This window comes from Pseudomonas sp. NPDC007930 (assembly GCF_042958985.1).
GTDB lineage: Bacteria > Pseudomonadota > Gammaproteobacteria > Pseudomonadales > Pseudomonadaceae > Aquipseudomonas.
In genome coordinates, this window is the sequence record NZ_JBIBKC010000004.1 from 337,700 (window position 1) to 358,122 (window position 20,423).

The window sequence follows — 20,423 nt, forward strand, 5'->3', positions numbered from 1 at the left end:
CGGGGCAACACCCCACCCCCATTTTCCATTACCATAGCCGCCCTTACCTGCTGACGTTGACCACCGGAGTGCCCCATGACGGCTGCCGCCGCGCTTTCGCCCACCCTTGAACTGGCCTGCGAGCTGATCCGCCGCCCTTCGGTGACCCCGGTCGATGCCGACTGCCAGGCACTGATGATGCGCCGGCTCGGCGCCCTGGGCTTCAAGCTGGAGCCGATGGCGTTCGCCGAAGTGGATAACTTCTGGGCCACCCATGGCCAGGGCGAGGGCCCGGTACTGTGCTTCGCCGGCCACACCGACGTGGTGCCCACCGGCCCGGCGCAGGCCTGGCAGCACGAGCCGTTCGATGCGCGCATCGACGACAGCGGCATGCTCTGCGGGCGTGGCGCCGCCGACATGAAGGGCAGCCTGGCGGCGATGATCGTCGCCACCGAGCGCTTTGTACGCCAGTACCCGGACCACAAGGGCACCGTGGCCTACCTGATCACCAGCGACGAAGAAGGCCCGGCGGTGCACGGCACCAAGGCCGTGGTCGAAGCGCTGCGCGCCCGCGGTGAACGCCTCGACTGGTGCATCGTCGGCGAACCGTCGAGCACCACCCTGGTCGGCGACGTGGTCAAGAACGGCCGCCGTGGCTCGCTCGGCGCCGTGCTCACGGTCAATGGCAAGCAGGGCCACGTGGCCTACCCGCACCTGGCCAGCAACCCCATTCACTTGGCCGCGCCGGCCCTGGCCGAGCTGGCCGCCGAGCACTGGGACGACGGCAACGCGTTCTTCCCGCCCACCAGCTTCCAGGTGTCGAACCTCAACGCTGGCACCGGTGCGACCAACGTGATCCCCGGCACCCTGACGGCGCTGTTCAACTTCCGTTTTTCCACCGAGTCCAGCGTCGACGGCCTCAAGCAGCGGGTCGCGGCCATCCTCGACAAACACGGGCTGGATTGGCACATCGACTGGTCGCTGTCGGGCCTGCCGTTCCTCACCGAACCCGGTGAACTGCTCGACGCCGTGGCCGCCAGCATCAAGGCGGTGACCGGCCGCGACACCCAGCCCTCGACCAGCGGCGGCACCTCGGACGGGCGCTTCATCGCCACCCTCGGCACCCAGGTGGTCGAGCTCGGCCCGGTGAACGCAACCATTCACCAGATCAACGAACGCGTACTCGCCAGCGACCTCGAACAGCTCGAAGAAATCTACTACCAGACCCTGGTCCGGCTGCTCGCCTGATGCTCACCTGCCCCCTTTGCGCCGCGCCGCTGGCCAACGCCGACCATGGCGTGCAGTGCCCGGCCGGCCACCGTTTTGACCGTGCCCGCCAGGGTTACCTGAACCTGCTGCCGGTGCAGCACAAGAACAGCCGCGCCCCCGGAGACAACCAGGCGATGGTCGAGGCCCGCCGTGGCTTTCTTGACCAAGGCCACTACGCCCCGGTGGCCCGGCGCCTGGCCGAGCTGGCCGCCGAGCGGGCGCCGGCGCGCTGGCTCGACATCGGCTGCGGCGAGGGTTACTACACCGCGCAAATGGCCGAGGCCCTGCCACGTGGCGACGGCTACGCGCTGGACATCTCTCGCGAAGCGGTCAAGCGGGCCTGCCGGCGCGCCCCAGCGGTGACCTGGCTGGTCGCCAGCATGGCGCGTATCCCGCTGCCGGCGGGCAGTTGCCAGTTGCTCACCAGCGTGTTCAGCCCTCTCGACTGGCAGGAGGCCCAGCGCCTGCTCAGCCCCGGTGGCGGCCTGCTGCGCGTGGGCCCGACCCGCGACCACCTGATGGAGCTGCGCCAGCGCCTGTACGACGAAGTACGCGAGTACGCCGACGACAAACACCTGGCGTTGGTACCGGCAGGCATGGCCCTGGCCCACAGCGAAACCCTGACCTTCAAGCTGAAGCTGATCGACCCCGACTCCCGCGCCCAGTTGATGGCCATGACCCCGCACGGCTGGCGCGCCAGCGCCGAACGCCGCGCCGCGGTGGTCGAGCACCCGGGCCCGTTCGGCGTCACCGTATCGATGCGTTACGATTACTTCGTTGCCCAGTAACCCTTTTCAGAGCCCCAACGCCATGCGCCAGCCCGACATCGAGATCTACCTCAAAGACAGTGACGTCGACCACAAGGCCGTGACCGCCTGGTTGGCCACCGCCCTCGGCCCTTGCAGCCCCTGGGCGCAAAAGGGCCAAACCTGGAAGTGCAGCGCCGCCGGCATCGCCGTGACCTGGGTGCCGAACGCGGTGGGCAAATGGAACAGCCTGTTCCTTGAAAGCGACAGCACCCCGTGGGACGACGACCTCGCCTGCGCCCGCGCCGCCCATCTGGCCCTGGGGGTGGAGGTGCGCTGCGCGCCGGGTGGCTGGCTGGAAGAAGAAGGCGAAGAAGGCGCCGACCGCTGGATGCGCATCAGCGCCGACGGCGAAGAAGAGATCACCTGGCGCACCTGAGGGCGGCCAGGCGCTGAGCCTCAGAGGCCGACCACTTCCTCGGCCTGCAGGCCCTTCTGGCCATCGACCACGGCGAATTCCACCTGCTGGCCTTCGATCAGGGTACGGTGGCCATCGCCGCGGATCGCGCGAAAATGCACGAACACATCCGCGCCGCCGCTTTCACGCTGAATGAAGCCAAACCCCTTGGCGTCGTTGAACCACTTCACCCGCCCGGTTTCACGAGAAGACATCTGCACTACTCCGTTTTTTTATTATCCAATGGTGCGCCGCTGGCGCGCGCCAGGCTGTGGCGCGGCCTGCGAGTATAAATAATGAATCATCTTTAAAAAGCCCCCGTGGGCCGCTTTTTCGGGGAAATCTGGCAGACTGTACGCCTGTTCAAGGACAATAACGCCGTATGACCCTCTCCCCCCTGCGCCGCCTGGTCTTCAGCCTGCTGCGGCGAGTGCTCTACCTCTGGGTACGCTCCGAAACCACCGGCCCCGCGCCCGCCAGCCTCGAGCTCGACCGCGGCCACCCCATCGTCTACGTGCTGCAATCGCCCGCGCTCAGTGACCTGGCGGTGGTCGACCGCGAATGCACCCGCGCCGGGCTGCCACGCCCGGTGCTGCCGGTGGCCACCGGCGAGGTGCTGGAGCCAGCGGCGTTCTTCTACCTCACCCCCGACCCCGACTGGCTCGGCCGCCACGACAAACGCGGCGCGCCGCCGGCGCTGGAGCGGCTGGTGCAACTGTGCCGCGACACCCGCGGCAGCGATGTACAAATCGTCCCGGTGAGCGTGTTCTGGGGCCAGTCCCCAGCCAGCGAAAACAGCCCCTGGAAGCTGCTGTTCGCCGACAGTTGGGGCGTGACCGGGCGCCTGCGCCGGCTGGTGACCATCCTGATCCTGGGCCGCAAAACCCGCGTGCAGTTCGCCCAGCCACTGCACCTGCAAGCCCTGGTGGCCCACGACAAAGGCCAGGAGCGCAGTGTACGTATGGTCCAGCGCCTGCTGCGGGTGCACTTCCGCCAGCAAAAGGCCGCGGTGATCGGCCCAGACATCTCCCACCGCCGCCACCTGGTCAAGGGCCTGGTGCACGCGCCGCTGGTGCGCCAGGCCATCGCCGAACACGCGCAAAGCCAACAGATAAGCGTAGAAAAAGCCGAAAAACAGGCCCTGCGCATGGGCAACGAAATCGTCTCGGACTACACCTACACCGCCATCCGTTTCCTCGAGGTGGTGCTGAGCTGGTTCTGGAACAAGATCTACGACGGCATCAAGGTGGGCCACATCGACCAGGTGCAGGCCATCGCCCCGGGCCATGAAGTGATCTACGTGCCCTGCCACCGCAGCCACATCGACTACCTGCTGCTGTCGTACCTGCTGTTTCGCAACGGCCTCACGCCGCCGCACATCGCCGCCGGCATCAACCTGAACATGCCGGTGATCGGCGGCCTGCTGCGCCGCGGCGGGGCGTTCTTCATGCGCCGCACGTTCAAGGGCAACGCGCTGTACACGGCGGTGTTCAACGAGTACCTGCACACGCTGTTCACCAAGGGCTTCCCGGTGGAGTACTTCGTCGAAGGCGGGCGCTCGCGCACCGGGCGCATGCTACGGCCCAAACCGGGCATGCTGGCGATCACCCTGCGCAGCTACCTGCGCTCGGCCGGCACGCCGATCGTCTTCGTACCGGTGTACATCGGTTACGAGCGGGTGCTCGAGGGGCGTACCTACCTCGGCGAGTTGCGCGGCGCGAGCAAAAAGAAAGAATCGATTTTCGACATCTTCAAGGTCATCGGTGCGCTGAAACAGCGCTTTGGCCAGGTGGCGGTCAACTTCGGCGAACCGATTCGCCTGTCGGCGTTTCTCGACGAAGCACAGCCCGGCTGGCAGCAAACCCCACTCGCCGCCGGCGAACGCCCGGCCTGGCTGCATGAGGTGACCAACCGCCTCGGCGAGCGAGTGGCCCAGCGCATCAACGCCGCCGCGGCAATCAACCCGGCCAACCTGGTGGCGCTGGCGCTGCTCTCCACCAGCCGCCACGCGCTGGATGAACGCGCGCTGGCGCGGGTGCTCGACCTGTTCCTGGCGTTGCTGCGGCGGGTACCGTATTCGCCGCACATCACCCTGCCCGAGGGCGACGGCAAGGCGCTGATCGACCACGCCCTGGGCATGGGCCTGATCGCCGAACAGCGTGACGCGCTGGGGCGCATCCTGTACCTGAACGAAGCCAACGCGGTATTGATGACCTACTACCGCAATAACATCCTCCACGTGTTCGCCCTGCCGGCGCTGCTGGCGAGCTTCTTCCAGAGCGCCTCGCGCATGAGCCGCGAGCAAGTGGTGCGGTTCGTGCGCGCGCTGTACCCGTTCCTGCAGGCCGAGCTGTTCATACGCTGGCCGCTGGAAGAACTGGACGCGGTGGTTGACCAGTGGCTGGCGGCGTTCGTCGAGCAAGGGCTGTTGAAAATCGACGGCGATGCCTATGTGCGCGCCGCGCCGAGCTCACGGCAGTTCGTGCTGCTGGCACTGCTGGCGCGCGGCATCACCCAAACCCTGCAGCGCTTCTACATGGCCATCGCCCTGCTGCTCGACCACGGCCAGCATGCGCTGACCGCCGAGCAACTCGAAGAACTGTGCACGACCATGGCCCAGCGCCTGTCGATTCTGCATGGGCTCAATGCGCCGGAGTTCTTCGACAAAACCCTGTTTCGCCACTTCATCGAAACCTTGCTGGCGGTGGGGGTGGTGTTCAGGGACGGCGAAGGGCGCCTGGGCTACCAGGCCCGGCTGGGCGAGCTGGCCGAAGGCGCGGCGAAACGGGTGCTGTCGGCCGAGGTGCGCTTGTCCATTCGCCAGGTGGCGTTGCAGCGGAACCAGGACCTGGAGCCGGAGGCACCGTTGGAATGAACGGGCGTACCCCCTTACGACCCACAACGCATTGACCCGCGGGGCGAATATGGCCTGAGCGTGGTGATCTACGTCGATGGCAGGCCCCGGTAGCTCAGCGATAGCGTGCAGCCGGTAGCCTTTGCGGAGGAGCAGCAGATCAAGGTGTTGCTGCGCCAGGCACGCAGACACGCGCGGCGGGCCCATCGCCCGGCACAGCCGGAGTGCCGGACCGCGGCCTCCCACCAGTTTTGTGTAAGTACCTGATTTACTGGGCAACACAGAGCCCGTGGGAGGCCGGCTGTGCCGGGCGATAGGCCCTGAAGCTCATGCACACAATCAGCAGAGCTCACAGATTGATCCCTTCCATGAAGCCGTAAAATTGCTTAAGTGAACAGCATTACGGCACAGCCGGGCGAAGGGCCCTTCAGACAGCTCCGATTCAGCCTCCCCCACCGTGACAACCGCCCGGGCCGTTGTAAACTCCATGGCGCCCTCCCGATGGAAACGCCTCCCCATGCGCCCAACCCTGTTATTGCTGTGCACCCTTCTACTCAGCGCCTGCGCCAGCACCCCGCCTACCGCGCAGTTGCAAGGCGAAGTGTTCTACCTGCAGCGCATCGCCTTGCCGGCGGATGCCGAGCTGACCGTTACCCTCGAAGACATCTCCCTGGCCGACGCCCCGGCGCTGGAGCTGGCCCGGCAACAACAGGCCAGTGGCGGGCGCCAGGTACCACTGCCGTTCAGCCTGGTGTACTCACCCAGCACGGTGAAGCCCGGCCACCGCTACGCGGTGCGCGCGCGGATCGAAGCCGGCGGCCAGTTGCTGTGGGTCAACACCGATCAGCACAGCGTCGCGCTAGACGGCCACGACCCTCAACCGCTGCGCATCCGGGTCAATCCGGTGCATACTCCTGAGTCTGTCATCCACTGACCCAAGGACTGCCCCATGTTTCGTCGCCTTGTACCCTTCACCGCGCTGTGCGCGGGCCTGCTGCTGTCCGGTGCCGCCAGCGCCCTTTCGCTCAGCGACCTGTCCCAGTCCGACGCCAGCGGCGGCCTGAAAGACGCCCTCGCCCAGGGCGCGCAGGTAGCGGTCAAGCAACTGGGCACCCCGGGTGGCTTCAACAACAACCCGCAGGTGCGCATCCAGTTACCGGCCAAGCTCGAAAAAGCCAACAAACTGCTCGGCGCGCTGGGCATGGGTTCGCAGGTACAAGAGCTGGAAAACGGCATGAACAGCGCCGCCGAAGCCGCCGTGCCACAGGCCCAGGCGATCCTGGTCAACGCCGTGAAAAGCATGACCGTCAGCGATGCCAAGGGCATCCTCTCCGGCGGCAACGATTCGGCCACCGAGTACCTGAACAAAACCAGCCGCGAAGAGATCCGCGCCAAGTTCCTGCCCATCGTCAAGGCCAACACCGACAAGATCGGCCTCGCCCAGCGCTTCAACAGCGTGGCCGGCCAGGCGGGCTCGGTCGCCGGGCTGAACGCCAAGACCAACACCGTCGAAGGCTACGTGACTGAAAAAGCCCTCGATGGCCTGTTCAAGATGATCGCCCAGCAAGAAGAAACCATCCGCAAGAACCCCGCCGCCGCGGCCACCAGCCTGGCCAAGAAGGTGTTTGGCTCGATCTGACCGGCAGCACGTTCGGCCAACCGAACGCGCTACACCGGCAACGTCCGGTTTTCCGCCCGCCGCGTGCTAGCACAATGCCCGAAAACCCTCTGAAACAGCGGTTTTCGGGCATTTTCACAAACTGGCACGGCTCCTGCTCTCTCCTCGTTAGCCAACGATGGCCACCAAAAAAAGAAAATACGAGGATTGTACCCATGCGTTTCGTCCCGACCCTGTTGAGCCTTTCTCTCGTTGCCGCGCTGTGCGGCGCCAGCGCGCAAGCCGAAGAACTCACCGGCACCTTGAAGAAGATCAAGGACACCGGCGTGATCACCCTCGGCCACCGTGACGCTTCGATTCCGTTTTCCTACATGGCCGATGCTTCCGGCAAGCCGGTGGGCTACTCCCACGACCTGCAACTGAAGGTCGTCGACGCCATCAAGCAACAACTGGGCATGCCCAACCTCGAAGTACGCTACAACCTGGTGACCTCGCAAACCCGTATCCCGCTGGTGCAGAACGGCACCGTCGACCTGGAGTGCGGCTCGACCACCAACAACGCCGAGCGCGCCCAGCAGGTCGACTTCTCGGTGGGCATCTTCGAAGTAGGCACCCGCCTGCTGTCGAAAAAAGACAGCGCCTACAAGGACTTCACCGACCTGAAAGGCAAGAACGTGGTCACCACCGCGGGCACCACCTCCGAGCGCCTGCTCAAGGCGATGAACGCCGAGAAGCAAATGGGCATGAACGTGATTTCCGCCAAGGACCACGGTGAAGCCTTCCAGATGCTCGAATCCGGCCGCGCGGTCGCCTTCATGATGGACGACGCCCTGCTCGCCGGTGAAATGGCCAAGGCCAAGAAGCCCGCCGACTGGGAAGTGACCGGCACCGCGCAAAGCTATGAAATCTACGGCTGCATGCTGCGCAAGGGCGACGCCCCGTTCAAGAAGGCCGTGGATGACGCGATCAAGGCCACCTATGCGTCGGGCGACATCAACGGCATCTACCAGAAGTGGTTCGAACAGCCGATCCCGCCGAAGGGCCTGAACCTGAAATTCCCGATGAGCGACAAGCTCAAGGCGCTGATCCAGGCTCCGACCGACCAGCCCGCCCAGTAACCCTGGCGCCCCGTGCCCGGCCACCCTCGCGGTGGCCGGGCCTGCCCTTCCCTTCTGTTAGGTAAAACCCATGCAATACTCCTGGAACTGGGGCGTATTCTTCGATTCGACCGGCGTGGGCGATGAAATCTACCTGGACTGGTACGTGTCTGGCCTCGGCTGGACCATCGCCATCGCCTTGAGCGCCTGGGTCATCGCCCTGCTGCTGGGCAGCCTGCTGGGCGTGCTGCGCACGGTACCCCAGCGTGGCCTGCGTGCCATCGGCACCGCTTACGTCGAGCTGTTTCGCAACGTACCGCTGCTGGTGCAGCTGTTCATCTGGTACTTCCTGATCCCCGACCTGCTGCCCGAAGGGCTGCAAACCTGGTTCAAGCAAGACCTCAACCCGACCACCTCGGCGTTCATCAGCGTGATGATCTGCCTGGGCCTGTTCACCGCCGCGCGGGTGTGCGAGCAGGTGCGCACCGGCATCGAGTCGCTGCCCAAGGGCCAAGCCAATGCGGCCAAGGCGATGGGCTTTCGCACCGCGCAGATCTACGCCAGCGTGCTGCTGCCGCAGGCGTTCCGGGTGATCATCCCGCCGCTGACCTCGGAGTTCCTGAACATCTTCAAGAACTCTTCGGTGGCCTCGCTGATCGGCCTGATGGAGCTGCTGGCGCAAACCAAGCAAACCGCCGAGTTTTCCGCGCGGCTGTTCGAAGCCTTCACCCTGGCCACGCTGATCTACTTCACCCTGAACATGAGCCTGATGCTGCTGATGCGCCTGATCGAGAAGAAGGTCGCGGTGCCTGGGCTGATCTCCCTGGGGGGTAAATAATGGACTTCTCCGGCATCATCCCGGCGCTGCCAGCGCTGTGGAACGGCATGCTCATGACCCTCAAGATCATGGCCCTGGGCATTGCTGGCGGGCTGACCCTGGGCACCCTGCTGGCGCTGATGCGGCTGTCGCACAACCGCCTGCTGTCGCGCCTGGCCGGCGCCTACGTGAACTACTTCCGCTCGATCCCGCTGCTGTTGGTGATCACCTGGTTCTACCTGGCGGTGCCGTTCGTGATCGGCTGGATCACCGGGGAAAACACGCCGATCGGCGCGTTCACCTCCTGTGTGGTGGCGTTCATGATGTTCGAGGCGGCGTACTTCTGCGAAATCGTCCGCGCCGGCGTGCAGGCGATCCCCAAAGGCCAGATGGGCGCCGCCCAGGCACTGGGCATGCGCTACGGGCAAATGATGCGGCTGATCATCCTGCCCCAGGCGTTTCGCAAGATGACCCCGCTGCTGTTGCAGCAGAGCATCATCCTGTTCCAGGACACCTCGCTGGTGTACACCGTGGGCCTGGTCGACTTCCTCAACTCCGCCCGCGCCAGCGGCGACATCGTTGGCCAGGCCAACGAGTTCCTGATCTTCGCCGGTGTGGTGTATTTCCTCTTTAGCTTCGGTGCCTCGGCACTGGTCAAGCGCCTGCAGAAAAGGTTGGCCGTATGATTTCCATCCAGAACATCTCCAAGTGGTATGGCAACTTCCAGGTGCTCACCGACTGCAGCACCGAAGTGAAAAAAGGCGAAGTGGTCGTGGTGTGCGGGCCGTCGGGCTCGGGCAAGTCCACCCTGATCAAGTGCGTGAACGCCCTGGAACCCTTCCAGAAGGGCGACGTGGTGGTAGACGGCACCTCGGTGGCCAACCCCAAGACCGACCTGCCCAAGCTGCGCTCGCGGGTCGGCATGGTGTTCCAGCACTTCGAGCTGTTCCCGCACCTGACCATCACCGAAAACCTCACCATCGCGCAGGTCAAGGTACTCGGCCGCGGCAAGGAAGAAGCCACCGCCAAGGGCCTCAAGCTGCTCGACCGCGTGGGCCTGGCCGCCCATGCGCACAAGCACCCCGGGCAGCTCTCCGGCGGGCAGCAGCAGCGCGTGGCGATCGCCCGGGCGTTGGCGATGGACCCGGTGGTGATGCTGTTCGACGAGCCCACCTCGGCGCTGGACCCGGAAATGGTCAATGAAGTGCTCGACGTGATGGTGCAACTGGCCCAGGAAGGCATGACCATGATGTGCGTGACCCACGAGATGGGTTTTGCCCGCAAGGTCGCCGACCGGGTGATCTTCATGGACCAGGGGCAGATCGTCGAAGACTGCCCTAAAGAAGCGTTTTTTGGCGACCTCGAAGCCCGCTCCGAACGCGCCCGGCACTTCCTCTCGCGGATCCTCCAGCATTGACCGCACCGGCACGCAACCCGGCCAGCCTGTTACGCCCCGGCGTGGCGGCGGCCGGTGGCGTGCCCGTGGAGGCTGGCCGAGGGGGCGCGGCTATGGTGAAATGCCCCCTCACCCCCGACCGGCCAGTTGTGTTCGCCGTGCTGCCACGCTCTTATCGCCAACTGCTGCTGTTACCGCTGATCGCCCTGGTTACCCTGCTGCTGGGCCTGCTGGGCTATTGGGTCAGTGACCAGTACGGGCTGCGCCTGCTCAGCGAAAGCGGCGCGCGCCAACTTGAGCTCAACGCCCGCGCGGTAGAGAGCGAGATCAACCAGTACAGTTACCTGCCCAGCCTGCTGGAGCTGGAAAACGGCGTGTCCGACCTGCTGGCCAACCCCGACGGCGGCCGCCGCGGCGCGGTCAACGGGTTCCTCGAAGGCCTGCAACGGCGCAGCGGCGCCCGCGCGATCTACGTGCTCGACCCCAGCGGCCGAGTGCAAGCCACCAGCAACTGGCGCGACCCCGACAGCTTCCTCGGCGAAGACCTGTCGTTCCGCCCCTATTTCAAGGATGCCATCCGCGGCCAGCCAGGCCGCTTCTACGGCATCGGCACCACCAATGGCGAGGCTGGCTACTACTTGGCCCACGGCCTTGAAGACCACGGCCGGATCATCGGCGTGGCAGTGATCAAGGTGCGCCTGCAAGCGCTGGAAGAACGCTGGAAACGCGCCCGCCTGGAGGCCTTCGTCAGCGACGAGAACGGCATTATCATCCTTTCCAGCGACCCGGCGCGGCGGTTGAAGTCGATCTACCCGCTCAACGAGGTGATCCTCGAACGCCTGGCGCGCAGCCTGCAGTACTACTGGTACCGGCTGACCGAACTGCAACCGGTGAACCGCGAGCCGCTGGCCCAGGGCGTAGAGCGCCTGACCCTGGTGCAGGAAGACGACAACGGCCGCGCCAGCAACGTGACCTACCTCGCGCAAAGCCGGGTGCTTCCCGACACCCACTGGCGCTTCACCCTGCTCACGCCGCTGCAGGACCAACGCCAGGAGGCGATGATCCACGGCATGCTGGTGGCGGTGGCCTTCGCCCTGCTCGCCTTTTTGCTGATCGCCTGGAACGAGCGGCGCAAGGTGATCGCCACCCGCCTGGCGGCCCGCGAAGCGCTGGAAGACGCCAACAACCTGCTGGAAAAACGCATCGCCGACCGCACCGCCGACCTGCGCGCCAGCAACGAGCGGCTGCGCGCGCAGATCCGCGAACGGCGCCAGGCCGAGCTGACCCTGCGCAAAGCCCAGGACGAACTGGTGCGCGCCGGCAAGCTGGCGGCGATCGGGCAGATGTCTACCAGCATCGCCCATGAACTGAACCAACCGCTGGCGGCGCTGCGTACGTTGTCGGGCAATGCCGTGCGCTTTCTCGAGCGCGGCGCCCTCGACACTGCCAGCACCAACCTGCGCACCATCAACGAACTGGTCGACCGCATGGGCCGTATCACCGCCAGCCTGCGCGCCTTCGCCCGTGGCGGCGGCGACCACGGCCGGGCCAGCCTGGATGCCGCGCTGGACGCCGCCCTGCAACTGCTCGAAGGCCGCCTGGCCGGGGTGCAGGTGCAACGCGAGGTGCGCGGCGCGCAACTGGCCATCGACCAGACCCGCCTGGAGCAGATTCTCGTCAACCTGATCGGCAATGCCGTCGACGCCATGGCCGGGGTGCCCGCGCCCTGCCTGCAACTGCGCGGCGAGCGCCTGCCCCATGCCTACCGCCTGAGCGTCAGCGACAACGGCCACGGCATCGACGAGGCCACCCGCCAGCACCTGTTCGAACCGTTCTTCACCACCAAGCCCGGCGAACTCGGCCTGGGCCTGGGCCTGACCCTCTCGGCCAGCCTGGCCGCCGCCGCCGGCGGCCAACTGAGCGTGGAGCCGGCCCAGGGCCTGGGCGCCACGTTCGTCTTGCTGCTTCCTGAACTGGCCACCCCGGCCCTTGCGAGCCCCAGCCCATGAACACACCCTTGAGCGTTCTGATCGTCGAAGACGACCCCCATGTGTTGCTCGGCTGCCAACAGGCGCTGGCGCTCGAAGACATCAGCAGCGAAGGCGTGGCCAGCGCCGAGCAGGCCCTGGCCCGGGTCGGCACGGACTTCGCCGGGATCGTGGTCAGCGACATCCGCCTGCCGGGCATGGACGGCCTGGCCCTGCTCGCCGAGCTCAAGCAGCGTGACCCGACCCTGCCGGTGGTGCTGATCACCGGCCACGGCGACATCTCCATGGCCGTTGGGGCGATGCGCCAGGGCGCCTATGACTTCATGGAAAAACCCTTCTCGCCCGAACGCCTGGTCGACGCGGTGCGCCGCGCCCTCGAGCAACGCGGGCTGGCCCGCGAGGTGCATTCGCTGCGCCGGCAACTGGCCGGGCGCGGCGCCCTGGAGCAGCGCATCATCGGCCGCTCGCCGGCCATGCAGGCGGTGCGCGAACTGATCGCCAACGTTGCCGACACCGCCGCCAACGTGCTGATCGAAGGCGAAACCGGCACCGGCAAAGAGCTGATCGCCCGCTGCCTGCACGACTTCAGCCGGCGCCAGGCGCAGCCGTTCGTGGCGCTGAACTGCGGCGGCCTGCCAGAAAGCCTGTTCGAAAGCGAAATCTTCGGCCATGAAGCCAACGCCTTCACCGGCGCTGGCAAGCGCCGCATCGGCAAGGTCGAGCATGCCAACGGCGGCACGTTGTTTCTCGACGAAGTCGAAAGCATGCCGATGCCGCTGCAGATCAAAATGCTCCGCGTGCTGCAGGAACGCCACGTTGAACGGCTGGGTTCGAACCAGCCGGTGGAGGTGGACTGCCGGCTGATCGCCGCGACCAAATCCGACCTCGACGCCCTGAGCCGCCAGCAGCAGTTTCGCAGCGACTTCTACTACCGGCTGAACGTGGTGACCCTGGAGCTGCCGCCGCTGCGCGAGCGCCGCGAAGACATCCTCGAGCTGTTCGAGCACTTCCTGCACCAGGCGGCGCTGCGCTTCGACCGCAGCCTGCCGGAGCTCGACAGCCAGACCGTTTCGCGGCTGATGAGCCACGACTGGCCGGGCAACGTGCGCGAACTGCGTAACGTGGCCGAGCGCTTTGCCCTGGGCCTGCCGGCGTTCAAGCAGGCGGGCGGGGTCAGCCAGGGGTTGAACTTCGCCGAGGCGGTAGAGGCTTTCGAGCGCAACCTGCTCGAAGGTGCCCTGCAACGCACCGGCGGCAACCTCAGCCAGGCCAGCCAGGAGCTCGGCATGGCCAAGACCACGCTGTTCGACAAGGTCAAGAAGTACGGCTTGAACGGGTAGTTATCTACCGCCAGGGCGAGGCAGGGCACGGGTGTAATCCGGGCCCTTTCGATTAGCGGATGCCCGCCCATGCCAACACTTCTGGAGCCTTTCGAGGCCGCCCCCCTCGCCTTTGAACCCACCCCCGCCGAACGTGCCGCCGCCAGCCACGAACGCCGGCTGATCCTCGCCCAACTGGTCAATGGCGCACAAACCCTGGGCAGCGTGCTGGAACAGGCGCTGGCCTACGAAGACGCTCGCGGCCGCAGCCAGGTGTTTGCCGAAGCGCTCTGGGCGGAGGTCGCCGAACACCCCGCCGTGCCAGAGGGCAGCGCGGCGCTGAGTACACTGCTCGACCAAAACCTGCGCGGGCTGGACTTCGAAGCCCGCCTGCAACATTCACTCGGCGCGTTCAGCACCGAGGCCTTGACCTTGCTGCTCGAAGCACTCAATACCGAAATCGCCGCTGCGCCGTTACCGGCCGAATGCGCCCTGGGCCGCTTGCACCACCAAAGCGAACCCTTCGAGGCGGTACCGGGCCTGGTGCTGGTCACCACCCCCGAAGCCTTCGCGCAGCCCCACTTGGCCGGCACCGTGTTCCTCGCCTGGAGCCGCTTGCCGGGCGGCCTGATGGCCTTTGAAAGCCTCGAACGCGCCCGGGTGTATGCTGAAGACGAACTCGGCCTGCTGCTGGCCTACACCACCGAGTGGCGCGCAGCAGGCGCAGGCGCCTTCAAGGCTGCCCTGCTGGACCAGGTGAACGCTTCGCTGGCCATCCCCGCCGGCGCCGCCAACGCCGAACAGCGCCTAGACGAGCTGTTGCCCGACATTACCCTGCCCGCCCATTGGCCCCGCGACCTGGCGCTGCTGGAGTTGCTCACCCACGAGGCCGGCAGCCTGCTGCAGGCCCACTACCAGCCGTGGCTGGAAGCGCTCGCCAGCGACCAACGCGAACGGCTGATCGACCTGCTCGCCCAGCACTGCGACGCCCAGGAGGCCGAGCGCTCGCACACCCAGCAGCAACTGGCCACCCGCCTGGCATTCATACAAGCCGCGGTCACCCAGCAGTTGCAGCAGAGCTTCGAGGTGGCCCGCCCCGGCCGGGTCATCCTTGACCTGCCGGCCCGGCTGGAGGATCGCCTGCTGCCCAGCGGCTCGGAGTTTCCCAGCTACGACCTGGTGCCCTCGGCCGAACGCGAGCAGTGGCCGCTGGCGCAGCTGCTGCTGCACAACATCGACGACGACCTGGCCGGCCGCCTGGCGCACTTGCGGGTCTCGGTAGAAGGCACCGACCCCAGCACCGCCGAGCTGCTGGCCGGTGGCATCAGCCGCCAATGGGTCATCGACACCGCCAACACGCTGGACCTCGCCAGTGCCTACGAACAGTACCTCTGGGCCCACTACCAGGCCAGCGCCGACCCTGCCGACAGCCGCCAGGCGTTGCTGCGCCGCCCCTATGAAACCGCGCTGGCGCTGCTGGCCGAGATCGCCCAACAGCAGGGGGTTTTCAGCGCAGAAGACGGGCAAACCTTCAGCACCGCGATTCATGCCCACAACGCCGAAATGTGGGGCGCCATCAGCCTCAAGCCGGTGGCCTTCACCCTGTTCGATGAAGATCACGAAACCGCCGGCGCGCAAGTGGAAGGGGCCATGCTGATCAGCGATGCCGGCCGTGGCCGAACCTTGCTTTACCTGCCCGCCAGCCCGGCCGCCCAACTGACCGCCCATGACGGCGAAGCCGAGGCCCTGGCGTGGCTGGCGGACCAATGCCTGGCCGAGCCGATGCGCCGCTACCTGGCCGAGCGCGCCCTTGCCGGCGACCCCGCCTGGCTGGAAGCACGCCTGGACCAGGCCCTGATTGCCGGCTTCAGAGGGCTGTTTGAAACCCGCGCCACATGGCCGCCGGAACGCTCGATGGCGCAGCAGCTACTCAATGAACACACGGGCCGCTTGATCCGCCAACACCGCGCAACCTCCCGCAGCAATGGCGACCTGTACGCCCAGAGCATCGAGCTGTCGCGCGCGCGGGTGGTCGATGGCATTCGCTTCGCGCTTGGCATGATGCCGGGGTTCGGCACCGTCATCGACATCGCCGAGGGGCTGTTCAGCCTGTACAAGGCAGTGCGCCATTTCGAGCACAGTGAGGCGCCCGAGGGCTTGGTCGAGCTGCAAATGACGCTGGTCATCGCCCTGGGCGCGGTGATCGACTTTCTGCCCGCCGGCGCCGCTGGCAGCCCTGCCGGTGCCCGCGCCATGGCCCGCGCCCGCCAGGCCCAGACCTTGCCACAGCTGAACCAGCAGCGGGTCGCCAGCCAGGTACGGCGTGGCGATACGGCCTTTGCCGGGTATGCCCTTGAACACACCTTGGAAGGGGGAACCGTACACAGCAGCGGCCACTTCGACGGCGTGATCGAGCTCGACGGCGCGTATTACATCCAGCGCAAAAGCCAGGCCTACGCGGTGCAATGGGACGACACCGCGCACACCTGGCGGCTGGCGCCCCAGGGCACGAAAACCTACCGCCAGCCCATCGCCCGCGGCAGCGATGGCCAATGGGAAAGCCACGGGTTCCTGCACGGCCACCTGCTGCTGGGCGGCGGCCTGGGCGGCGGCAATGCCCTGCAAGGCATGGCCAACGTCGCCCATGGCCGCCTGCCGTTGTGGCTACGCCGTTACCTGCCGCAGCGGCTGCTGGCACAGTTGGAAACCCGGCAACAGCACCTCGAGCGTGAACTGACCGAGTACACCCAACTGCGTGCTACCAGCAACGATTGGGTACGGCGCGCCCAAGTTGCCCCTGAGAACGCCGTATTGCACCAGCAAACCCTGGCCGCGCTAGACCAGGAAATCCGGGCTAACCAGGCGCTGGAGCTGACCCTCGGCGACCTCACCCCGCGCCAGCTGCGGCAGATGTTCAACAGCCCGCGCCACAGCCTGGAGCAACTGCGCGCATACGACAGCAGCAGCCAATGGAACCGAATGCAATTGATCGAGAACCGGCGCCGGCACCTGGTGGAATCGGTACAGGGGATCAACGGCGAAGTCATGGTTCAACGGCAACAGTTGCTGCAACTGAGCCAACAGTTGAGCGACGCGTTGGCCGCCCAAAGGCCCGCCGACGAGCTGCTGCAATTGCAGGCCCAGATCGAAGCCGCCATCGCCGAGCTGGTTCGCACTCACCAGAGCAAGCGGCCGCTGTATGTGCAACTGTTGGTGGAAGAAGACTTGCTGAGCGATGCCCTTGAAGCGCTGCGCAAGGTACCGGAGCGGCTGCCGATTACCACCGTCGACGGCTACCTGCGCACCAGCAGCGGCGCCGCGCGTGACCAGTGGGCCAAGGTCAAGGTGATTCTGGAACGCATCCAGGAACGGCTCGGCGTGCGTACCCGCGAAGTCGCGCAGGTGCTGAAAACCTATACGCTGCTCAACCTTGTGCTGGTCAACGAAGGCACCCCTGCCTGGGCCCGGGTTCGCGAACATTACCTGCGCGCCGTGGAGCACGTCGACCGGGCCACTGACCTTTACGTCGACCTGCCGAAAACCCGGTTGGGCCGGCGCGAGCGCGCCTTCATCGAGCAACAGCTCAACGACGACCTCGACGCCTTCAGCGGCAAACTCAAAGCCCTGGCCCGGCTGCACCCGGCGCTGATCGACACGCGGGTGTACGACCGGCTGCTGGAGCAACTGGCGAACATGCGGGCCCGCCCGGCGCGGGCCAGCCAGGCCCCGGCCCGCACAGGCGGGCAGCACCCACTGCGGCCGTTCCAGGACGCCGACGGCAACTGGATGCTCGGCCAGCGCCAGGCGGACGGCAGCATGCGCGTCGAGCGCCTGGAGCGCCCGGAGGAAACCTGGATCGCCCAGGACAACGGCCAGCGATTCAGCCGCCAGGGCGCGCCAGCGCCGGCCCAGCCCAACCCGGCGAGTGCCGATGCCGGCGCGGTGCGGCGCGAGGCGGCGCAGGCGCTGGAGCATGCCCAAGGCGCGCAGGGCCGCGCGCAAGCGCTGCAGCGCGCCTCGACCACGACCGGCGCTGACCTCGAAGACCAACTCGCCCTGGAGGCCACCCCACTGGAAACCTACGCCCGCCAACTCGGCGCCCTCGGCACCCCGGAAGACCTCGAACTGGCGGCGCAACTGCGCGCCCAGGCCGAGCACCTGCGCAGCCATGGGCACAGCCTGCGCCTGGCCCATAGCCTTGACCCCGCGGCGCCTACCGCCGGGCGGCTGGCCTGGCTGCTCGAACATAACCAGGCCACCCTGCGCCGCACCCAGCCGCGCCGGCACTTGAGCGGCGCGGACGGAGGTGATTACCTGGAGGAGTTCGAAGTCAGCACGCTCGAAGGCCAGCCGCTGTGGTATGCCCACTTCCACCTGAAGGGCGAACACACGCCCTTGGCGGACTTTTCCAAGGCCCACCTGAAAACCGCCGAACAACGCCACCTGGGCCTGAACTGGCAACGCCAACAAGGCGAGAACGCGCCTGCCATCCTGCGGGCGGACCTGGGCCCGGCGTTTGTCTATCGCTACCTGGCGCGCTTCCAGGCCGCATAAGGCCGCGGCTGGCCGCCGCTTTGCAGCGCGGGTATCATGAACGAAACTCAACCTTTTTGGGTTTCGTTCAAATTCCATTCATGGAGCACGCCGTGCTGGAAATCCGCCACCTGAAAACCCTGCACGCCCTGCGCGAAGCCGACAGCCTGGTCGAGGCCGCCGAGCGCCTGCACCTCACCCAATCGGCGTTGTCGCACCAGTTCAAGGAGCTCGAAGAGCGCCTGGGCCTGCCGTTGTTCATCCGCAAAACCAAGCCGGTGCGCTTCACCAGCGCCGGGCTGCGCCTGCTGCAACTGGCCGACGCCACCCTGCCGTTGATGCGCGGCGCCGAACGCGACCTGGCGCGCCTGGCCGGCGGTACCGCCGGGCGCTTGCACATGGCGATCGAGTGCCACAGTTGCTTCCAGTGGTTGATGCCAACCATTGACCAGTTCCGCGACGCCTGGCCCGAGGTAGAGCTGGACCTCGCCTCCGGCTTCGCCTTCGCGCCGCTGCCGGCGCTGGCCCGTGGCGACCTTGACTTGGTGGTCACCTCCGACCCACTGGAACTGCCAGGCATTACCTACGTGCCGCTGTTCAACTACGAGGCGATGCTGGCGGTGGCCAACCAGCACCCGCTGGCGAGCAAGCCCTACATCGTGCCCGACGACCTGCGCGACCAAACGTTGATCACCTACCCGGTGGAGCGCGACCGCCTGGACATCTTCACCCGCTTCCTCGAACCGGCCGAAACCGAGCCCGCCGCGGTGCGCACCGCGGAGCTGACGGTCATGATGATGCAACTGGTGGCCAGCGGCCGTGGCGTGTGCGGCATGCCGCACTGGGCACTGCACGAATACAGCGCCCGGGGCTACGTCAAGGGCAAGCGGCTGGGCGAAAAAGGCCTGTTCGCCACCCTCTACGCGGCCGTGCGCAGCGACATGCTCGAGGCGCCGTTCATGCGCGATTTCCTGCTCACGGCGAAAGACACCTCGTTCGCCACCCTGGAAGGGGTGAGTGCTGTGCGGGGGTGAGGCCAGCGGCCCATGGAGCGGATCAATCTGTGCGCTCTGCTGATTTTGTGCATGAGCTTCAGGGCCCATCGCCCGGCACAGCCGGCCTCCCACCAGTTCTGTGTAAGTACTTTATTTACGAGGCAACACAGAACCCGTGGGAGGCCGTGGTCCGGCACTCCGGCTGTGCCGGGCGAAGGGCCCTGAAACCAAACCTACACCCCCTCGTTCACCACCAGCACGATCTTGCCGTTGATCTGGTTCAACGCCAACTCGTTGAACGCCTCCTCGGCATCGGCGATCGGGAAGGTGCGCTCGATGCGCGCGTCCAGCCGGCCCTCGGCGAACAGCGGCCACACCTGTTGGCCGAGGTCGGCCAGCAGCTCGGCCTTGAACAGGTCGCTGCGGGTACGCAGCGCCGAGCCGATCAACTGCACGCGCTTGGCCAGCACCTGGGCCAGGTCGATCGCGGCGTCCTTGCCGCCCATCAGGCCGATCAATACCCAGCGGCCATCGCGGGCGATCACCTTGAGGTTAAGTTCGGCGTACTTCGCCCCGACCGGGTCGAGGATCACGTCGAACGGGCCGAAATCGTTCAGCCCGCCGAGGCCGTCGCCGCGCACCACACCGCCCTGGGCGCCGAGGCCTTCGCAGTAGGCCAGGCGCTCGGCCGAGCCCACGCTGACCCACACCGGGTTGCCAAACGCCTTGCACAGCTGAATGGCCGCCGAGCCCACGCCACTGGCGCCGGCGTGCAGCAGCACCTTCTCGCCCGGGCGCAGCGCCGCCAGTTGGAACAGGTTCAGCCAGGCGGTGGTGTACACCTCAACGACCCCCGCGGCCTGCACCAGGCTCAGGCCCTCGGGCACCGGCAGCACGTGGCGAGCATCGACCACCACCTGCTCGGCCATGGCGCCGCCCGCCACCAGCGTGCACACCCGGTCGCCGACTTTCCACGGCGAGCCGGCGCCCACTTCGCTGATCACCCCGGCGCATTCCAGCCCCAGCACTTCGCTGGCGCCGGGCGGCGGCGGGTACAGGCCGGCGCGCTGCAGCAGGTCGGCGCGGTTCAGCCCCGCGGCGGCCACTTGGATGCGTACCTGGCCTACGTCACAGGCCGGCTCTGGGTGGTCAAGCCACTCGACATGACCTTCAACGCCTTGCAATGCCTTCACGCTACCTCCATAGTTGAACCAAGAGTGAGCCCCGTGCCCTGGCGCGGGGCTTTTGCATTATGCGACCGGATTGCGGCGCGGCCAGATGAAAACACCGTCATCTGGTTGCCAGCATGGAACTCGGTCTTCTTCAAGACGGCCTAATATGCGTTATCAATTGCC

16 protein-coding genes are annotated in these 20,423 nt (G+C 66.5%); 14 read left to right on the forward strand and 2 right to left on the reverse strand.

Annotation, left to right across the window (positions count from 1 at the left end; translation table 11 throughout):
• The first annotated feature begins 75 nt into the window (after positions 1–75).
• Genes dapE through ACFZCE_RS12035 form a run of 3 tightly spaced genes read left to right on the forward strand, consistent with a single transcriptional unit; the run spans position 76 to position 2,433 of the window.
• The gene (dapE, locus tag ACFZCE_RS12025) at positions 76–1,227 is read left to right on the forward strand and encodes a succinyl-diaminopimelate desuccinylase (protein ID WP_390939174.1); all 1,152 of its coding nucleotides are present in this window, start codon (positions 76–78) and stop codon (positions 1,225–1,227) included.
• Positions 1,227–2,036: a putative RNA methyltransferase gene (locus ACFZCE_RS12030; RefSeq protein WP_390939176.1), complete on the forward strand. Its 810-nt coding sequence runs from the start codon at positions 1,227–1,229 to the stop codon at positions 2,034–2,036. The genes dapE and ACFZCE_RS12030 overlap by 1 nt, the downstream gene beginning before the upstream one ends.
• 22 nt (positions 2,037–2,058) lie before the next feature.
• Positions 2,059–2,433: a hypothetical protein gene (locus ACFZCE_RS12035; RefSeq protein ID WP_390939178.1), complete on the forward strand. Its 375-nt coding sequence runs from the start codon at positions 2,059–2,061 to the stop codon at positions 2,431–2,433.
• A 20-nt stretch (positions 2,434–2,453) separates the two neighbouring features.
• Here the strand turns inward: ACFZCE_RS12035 and ACFZCE_RS12040 are convergent, their stop codons facing one another.
• On the reverse strand, positions 2,454–2,666 hold the full coding sequence (locus ACFZCE_RS12040; protein WP_390939180.1) for a cold shock domain-containing protein: 213 nt from the start codon (positions 2,664–2,666) through the stop codon (positions 2,454–2,456).
• A 167-nt stretch (positions 2,667–2,833) separates the two neighbouring features.
• Here ACFZCE_RS12040 and plsB point away from each other — a divergent pair, with 167 nt between their 5' ends.
• The 11 genes from plsB (at position 2,834) to metR (ending at position 19,107) form a co-directional block, all read left to right on the forward strand.
• Positions 2,834–5,326 (forward strand): glycerol-3-phosphate 1-O-acyltransferase PlsB, encoded by a 2,493-nt coding sequence (plsB, locus tag ACFZCE_RS12045; RefSeq protein ID WP_390939182.1) that lies wholly within the window; start codon positions 2,834–2,836, stop codon positions 5,324–5,326.
• 496 nt (positions 5,327–5,822) lie between these two features.
• Entirely contained in the window at positions 5,823–6,239 is a 417-nt protein-coding gene (locus tag ACFZCE_RS12050; RefSeq protein ID WP_390939184.1) for a YbaY family lipoprotein, read from the forward strand.
• 15 nt (positions 6,240–6,254) lie between these two features.
• Positions 6,255–6,944 carry a DUF4197 family protein gene (locus ACFZCE_RS12055; protein ID WP_390939185.1) on the forward strand — a complete coding sequence of 230 codons (690 nt, stop codon included), beginning with the start codon at positions 6,255–6,257 and terminating at the stop codon, positions 6,942–6,944.
• A gap of 194 nt (positions 6,945–7,138) precedes the next feature.
• Entirely contained in the window at positions 7,139–8,041 is a 903-nt protein-coding gene (locus ACFZCE_RS12060) for a glutamate/aspartate ABC transporter substrate-binding protein (protein WP_390939187.1), read from the forward strand.
• 70 nt (positions 8,042–8,111) lie between these two features.
• Positions 8,112–8,858 (forward strand): ABC transporter permease subunit, encoded by a 747-nt coding sequence (locus ACFZCE_RS12065; protein WP_390939189.1) that lies wholly within the window; start codon positions 8,112–8,114, stop codon positions 8,856–8,858.
• Entirely contained in the window at positions 8,855–9,523 is a 669-nt protein-coding gene (locus tag ACFZCE_RS12070) for an ABC transporter permease subunit (RefSeq protein WP_390939338.1), read from the forward strand. The genes ACFZCE_RS12065 and ACFZCE_RS12070 overlap by 4 nt, the downstream gene beginning before the upstream one ends.
• Positions 9,520–10,254 (forward strand): ATP-binding cassette domain-containing protein, encoded by a 735-nt coding sequence (locus tag ACFZCE_RS12075; RefSeq protein WP_390939191.1) that lies wholly within the window; start codon positions 9,520–9,522, stop codon positions 10,252–10,254. Before ACFZCE_RS12070 ends, ACFZCE_RS12075 begins: the two co-directional genes overlap by 4 nt.
• Positions 10,255–10,349: 95 nt before the next feature.
• A complete protein-coding gene (locus ACFZCE_RS12080) occupies positions 10,350–12,242 on the forward strand; it encodes an ATP-binding protein (protein WP_390939340.1) in 1,893 nt (630 codons plus the stop codon).
• Entirely contained in the window at positions 12,239–13,561 is a 1,323-nt protein-coding gene (locus ACFZCE_RS12085) for a sigma 54-interacting transcriptional regulator (protein ID WP_390939193.1), read from the forward strand. Before ACFZCE_RS12080 ends, ACFZCE_RS12085 begins: the two co-directional genes overlap by 4 nt.
• Before the next feature lie 69 nt (positions 13,562–13,630).
• A complete protein-coding gene (locus tag ACFZCE_RS12090; RefSeq protein WP_390939195.1) occupies positions 13,631–18,094 on the forward strand; it encodes a dermonecrotic toxin domain-containing protein in 4,464 nt (1,487 codons plus the stop codon).
• A 92-nt stretch (positions 18,095–18,186) separates the two neighbouring features.
• On the forward strand, positions 18,187–19,107 hold the full coding sequence (metR, locus tag ACFZCE_RS12095; RefSeq protein ID WP_390939197.1) for a transcriptional regulator MetR: 921 nt from the start codon (positions 18,187–18,189) through the stop codon (positions 19,105–19,107).
• Positions 19,108–19,301: 194 nt separating this feature from the next.
• Here metR and ACFZCE_RS12100 read toward each other — a convergent pair whose 3' ends face one another.
• Entirely contained in the window at positions 19,302–20,261 is a 960-nt protein-coding gene (locus ACFZCE_RS12100; protein ID WP_390939199.1) for a zinc-binding dehydrogenase, read from the reverse strand.
• Positions 20,262–20,423: the final 162 nt, after the last annotated feature.

What these genes read in the sequence shown, in the direction of transcription:
- dapE (WP_390939174.1), top strand. Translation starts at nt 76, where the DNA reads ATGACGGCTGCCGCCGCGCTTTCGCCCACCCTTGAACTGGCCTGCGAG.
- ACFZCE_RS12030 (WP_390939176.1), top strand. Translation starts at nt 1,227, where the DNA reads ATGCTCACCTGCCCCCTTTGCGCCGCGCCGCTGGCCAACGCCGACCAT.
- ACFZCE_RS12035 (WP_390939178.1), top strand. Translation starts at nt 2,059, where the DNA reads ATGCGCCAGCCCGACATCGAGATCTACCTCAAAGACAGTGACGTCGAC.
- ACFZCE_RS12040 (WP_390939180.1), bottom strand. Translation starts at nt 2,666, where the DNA reads ATGTCTTCTCGTGAAACCGGGCGGGTGAAGTGGTTCAACGACGCCAAG.
- plsB (WP_390939182.1), top strand. Translation starts at nt 2,834, where the DNA reads ATGACCCTCTCCCCCCTGCGCCGCCTGGTCTTCAGCCTGCTGCGGCGA.
- ACFZCE_RS12050 (WP_390939184.1), top strand. Translation starts at nt 5,823, where the DNA reads ATGCGCCCAACCCTGTTATTGCTGTGCACCCTTCTACTCAGCGCCTGC.
- ACFZCE_RS12055 (WP_390939185.1), top strand. Translation starts at nt 6,255, where the DNA reads ATGTTTCGTCGCCTTGTACCCTTCACCGCGCTGTGCGCGGGCCTGCTG.
- ACFZCE_RS12060 (WP_390939187.1), top strand. Translation starts at nt 7,139, where the DNA reads ATGCGTTTCGTCCCGACCCTGTTGAGCCTTTCTCTCGTTGCCGCGCTG.
- ACFZCE_RS12065 (WP_390939189.1), top strand. Translation starts at nt 8,112, where the DNA reads ATGCAATACTCCTGGAACTGGGGCGTATTCTTCGATTCGACCGGCGTG.
- ACFZCE_RS12075 (WP_390939191.1), top strand. Translation starts at nt 9,520, where the DNA reads ATGATTTCCATCCAGAACATCTCCAAGTGGTATGGCAACTTCCAGGTG.
- ACFZCE_RS12085 (WP_390939193.1), top strand. Translation starts at nt 12,239, where the DNA reads ATGAACACACCCTTGAGCGTTCTGATCGTCGAAGACGACCCCCATGTG.
- ACFZCE_RS12090 (WP_390939195.1), top strand. Translation starts at nt 13,631, where the DNA reads ATGCCAACACTTCTGGAGCCTTTCGAGGCCGCCCCCCTCGCCTTTGAA.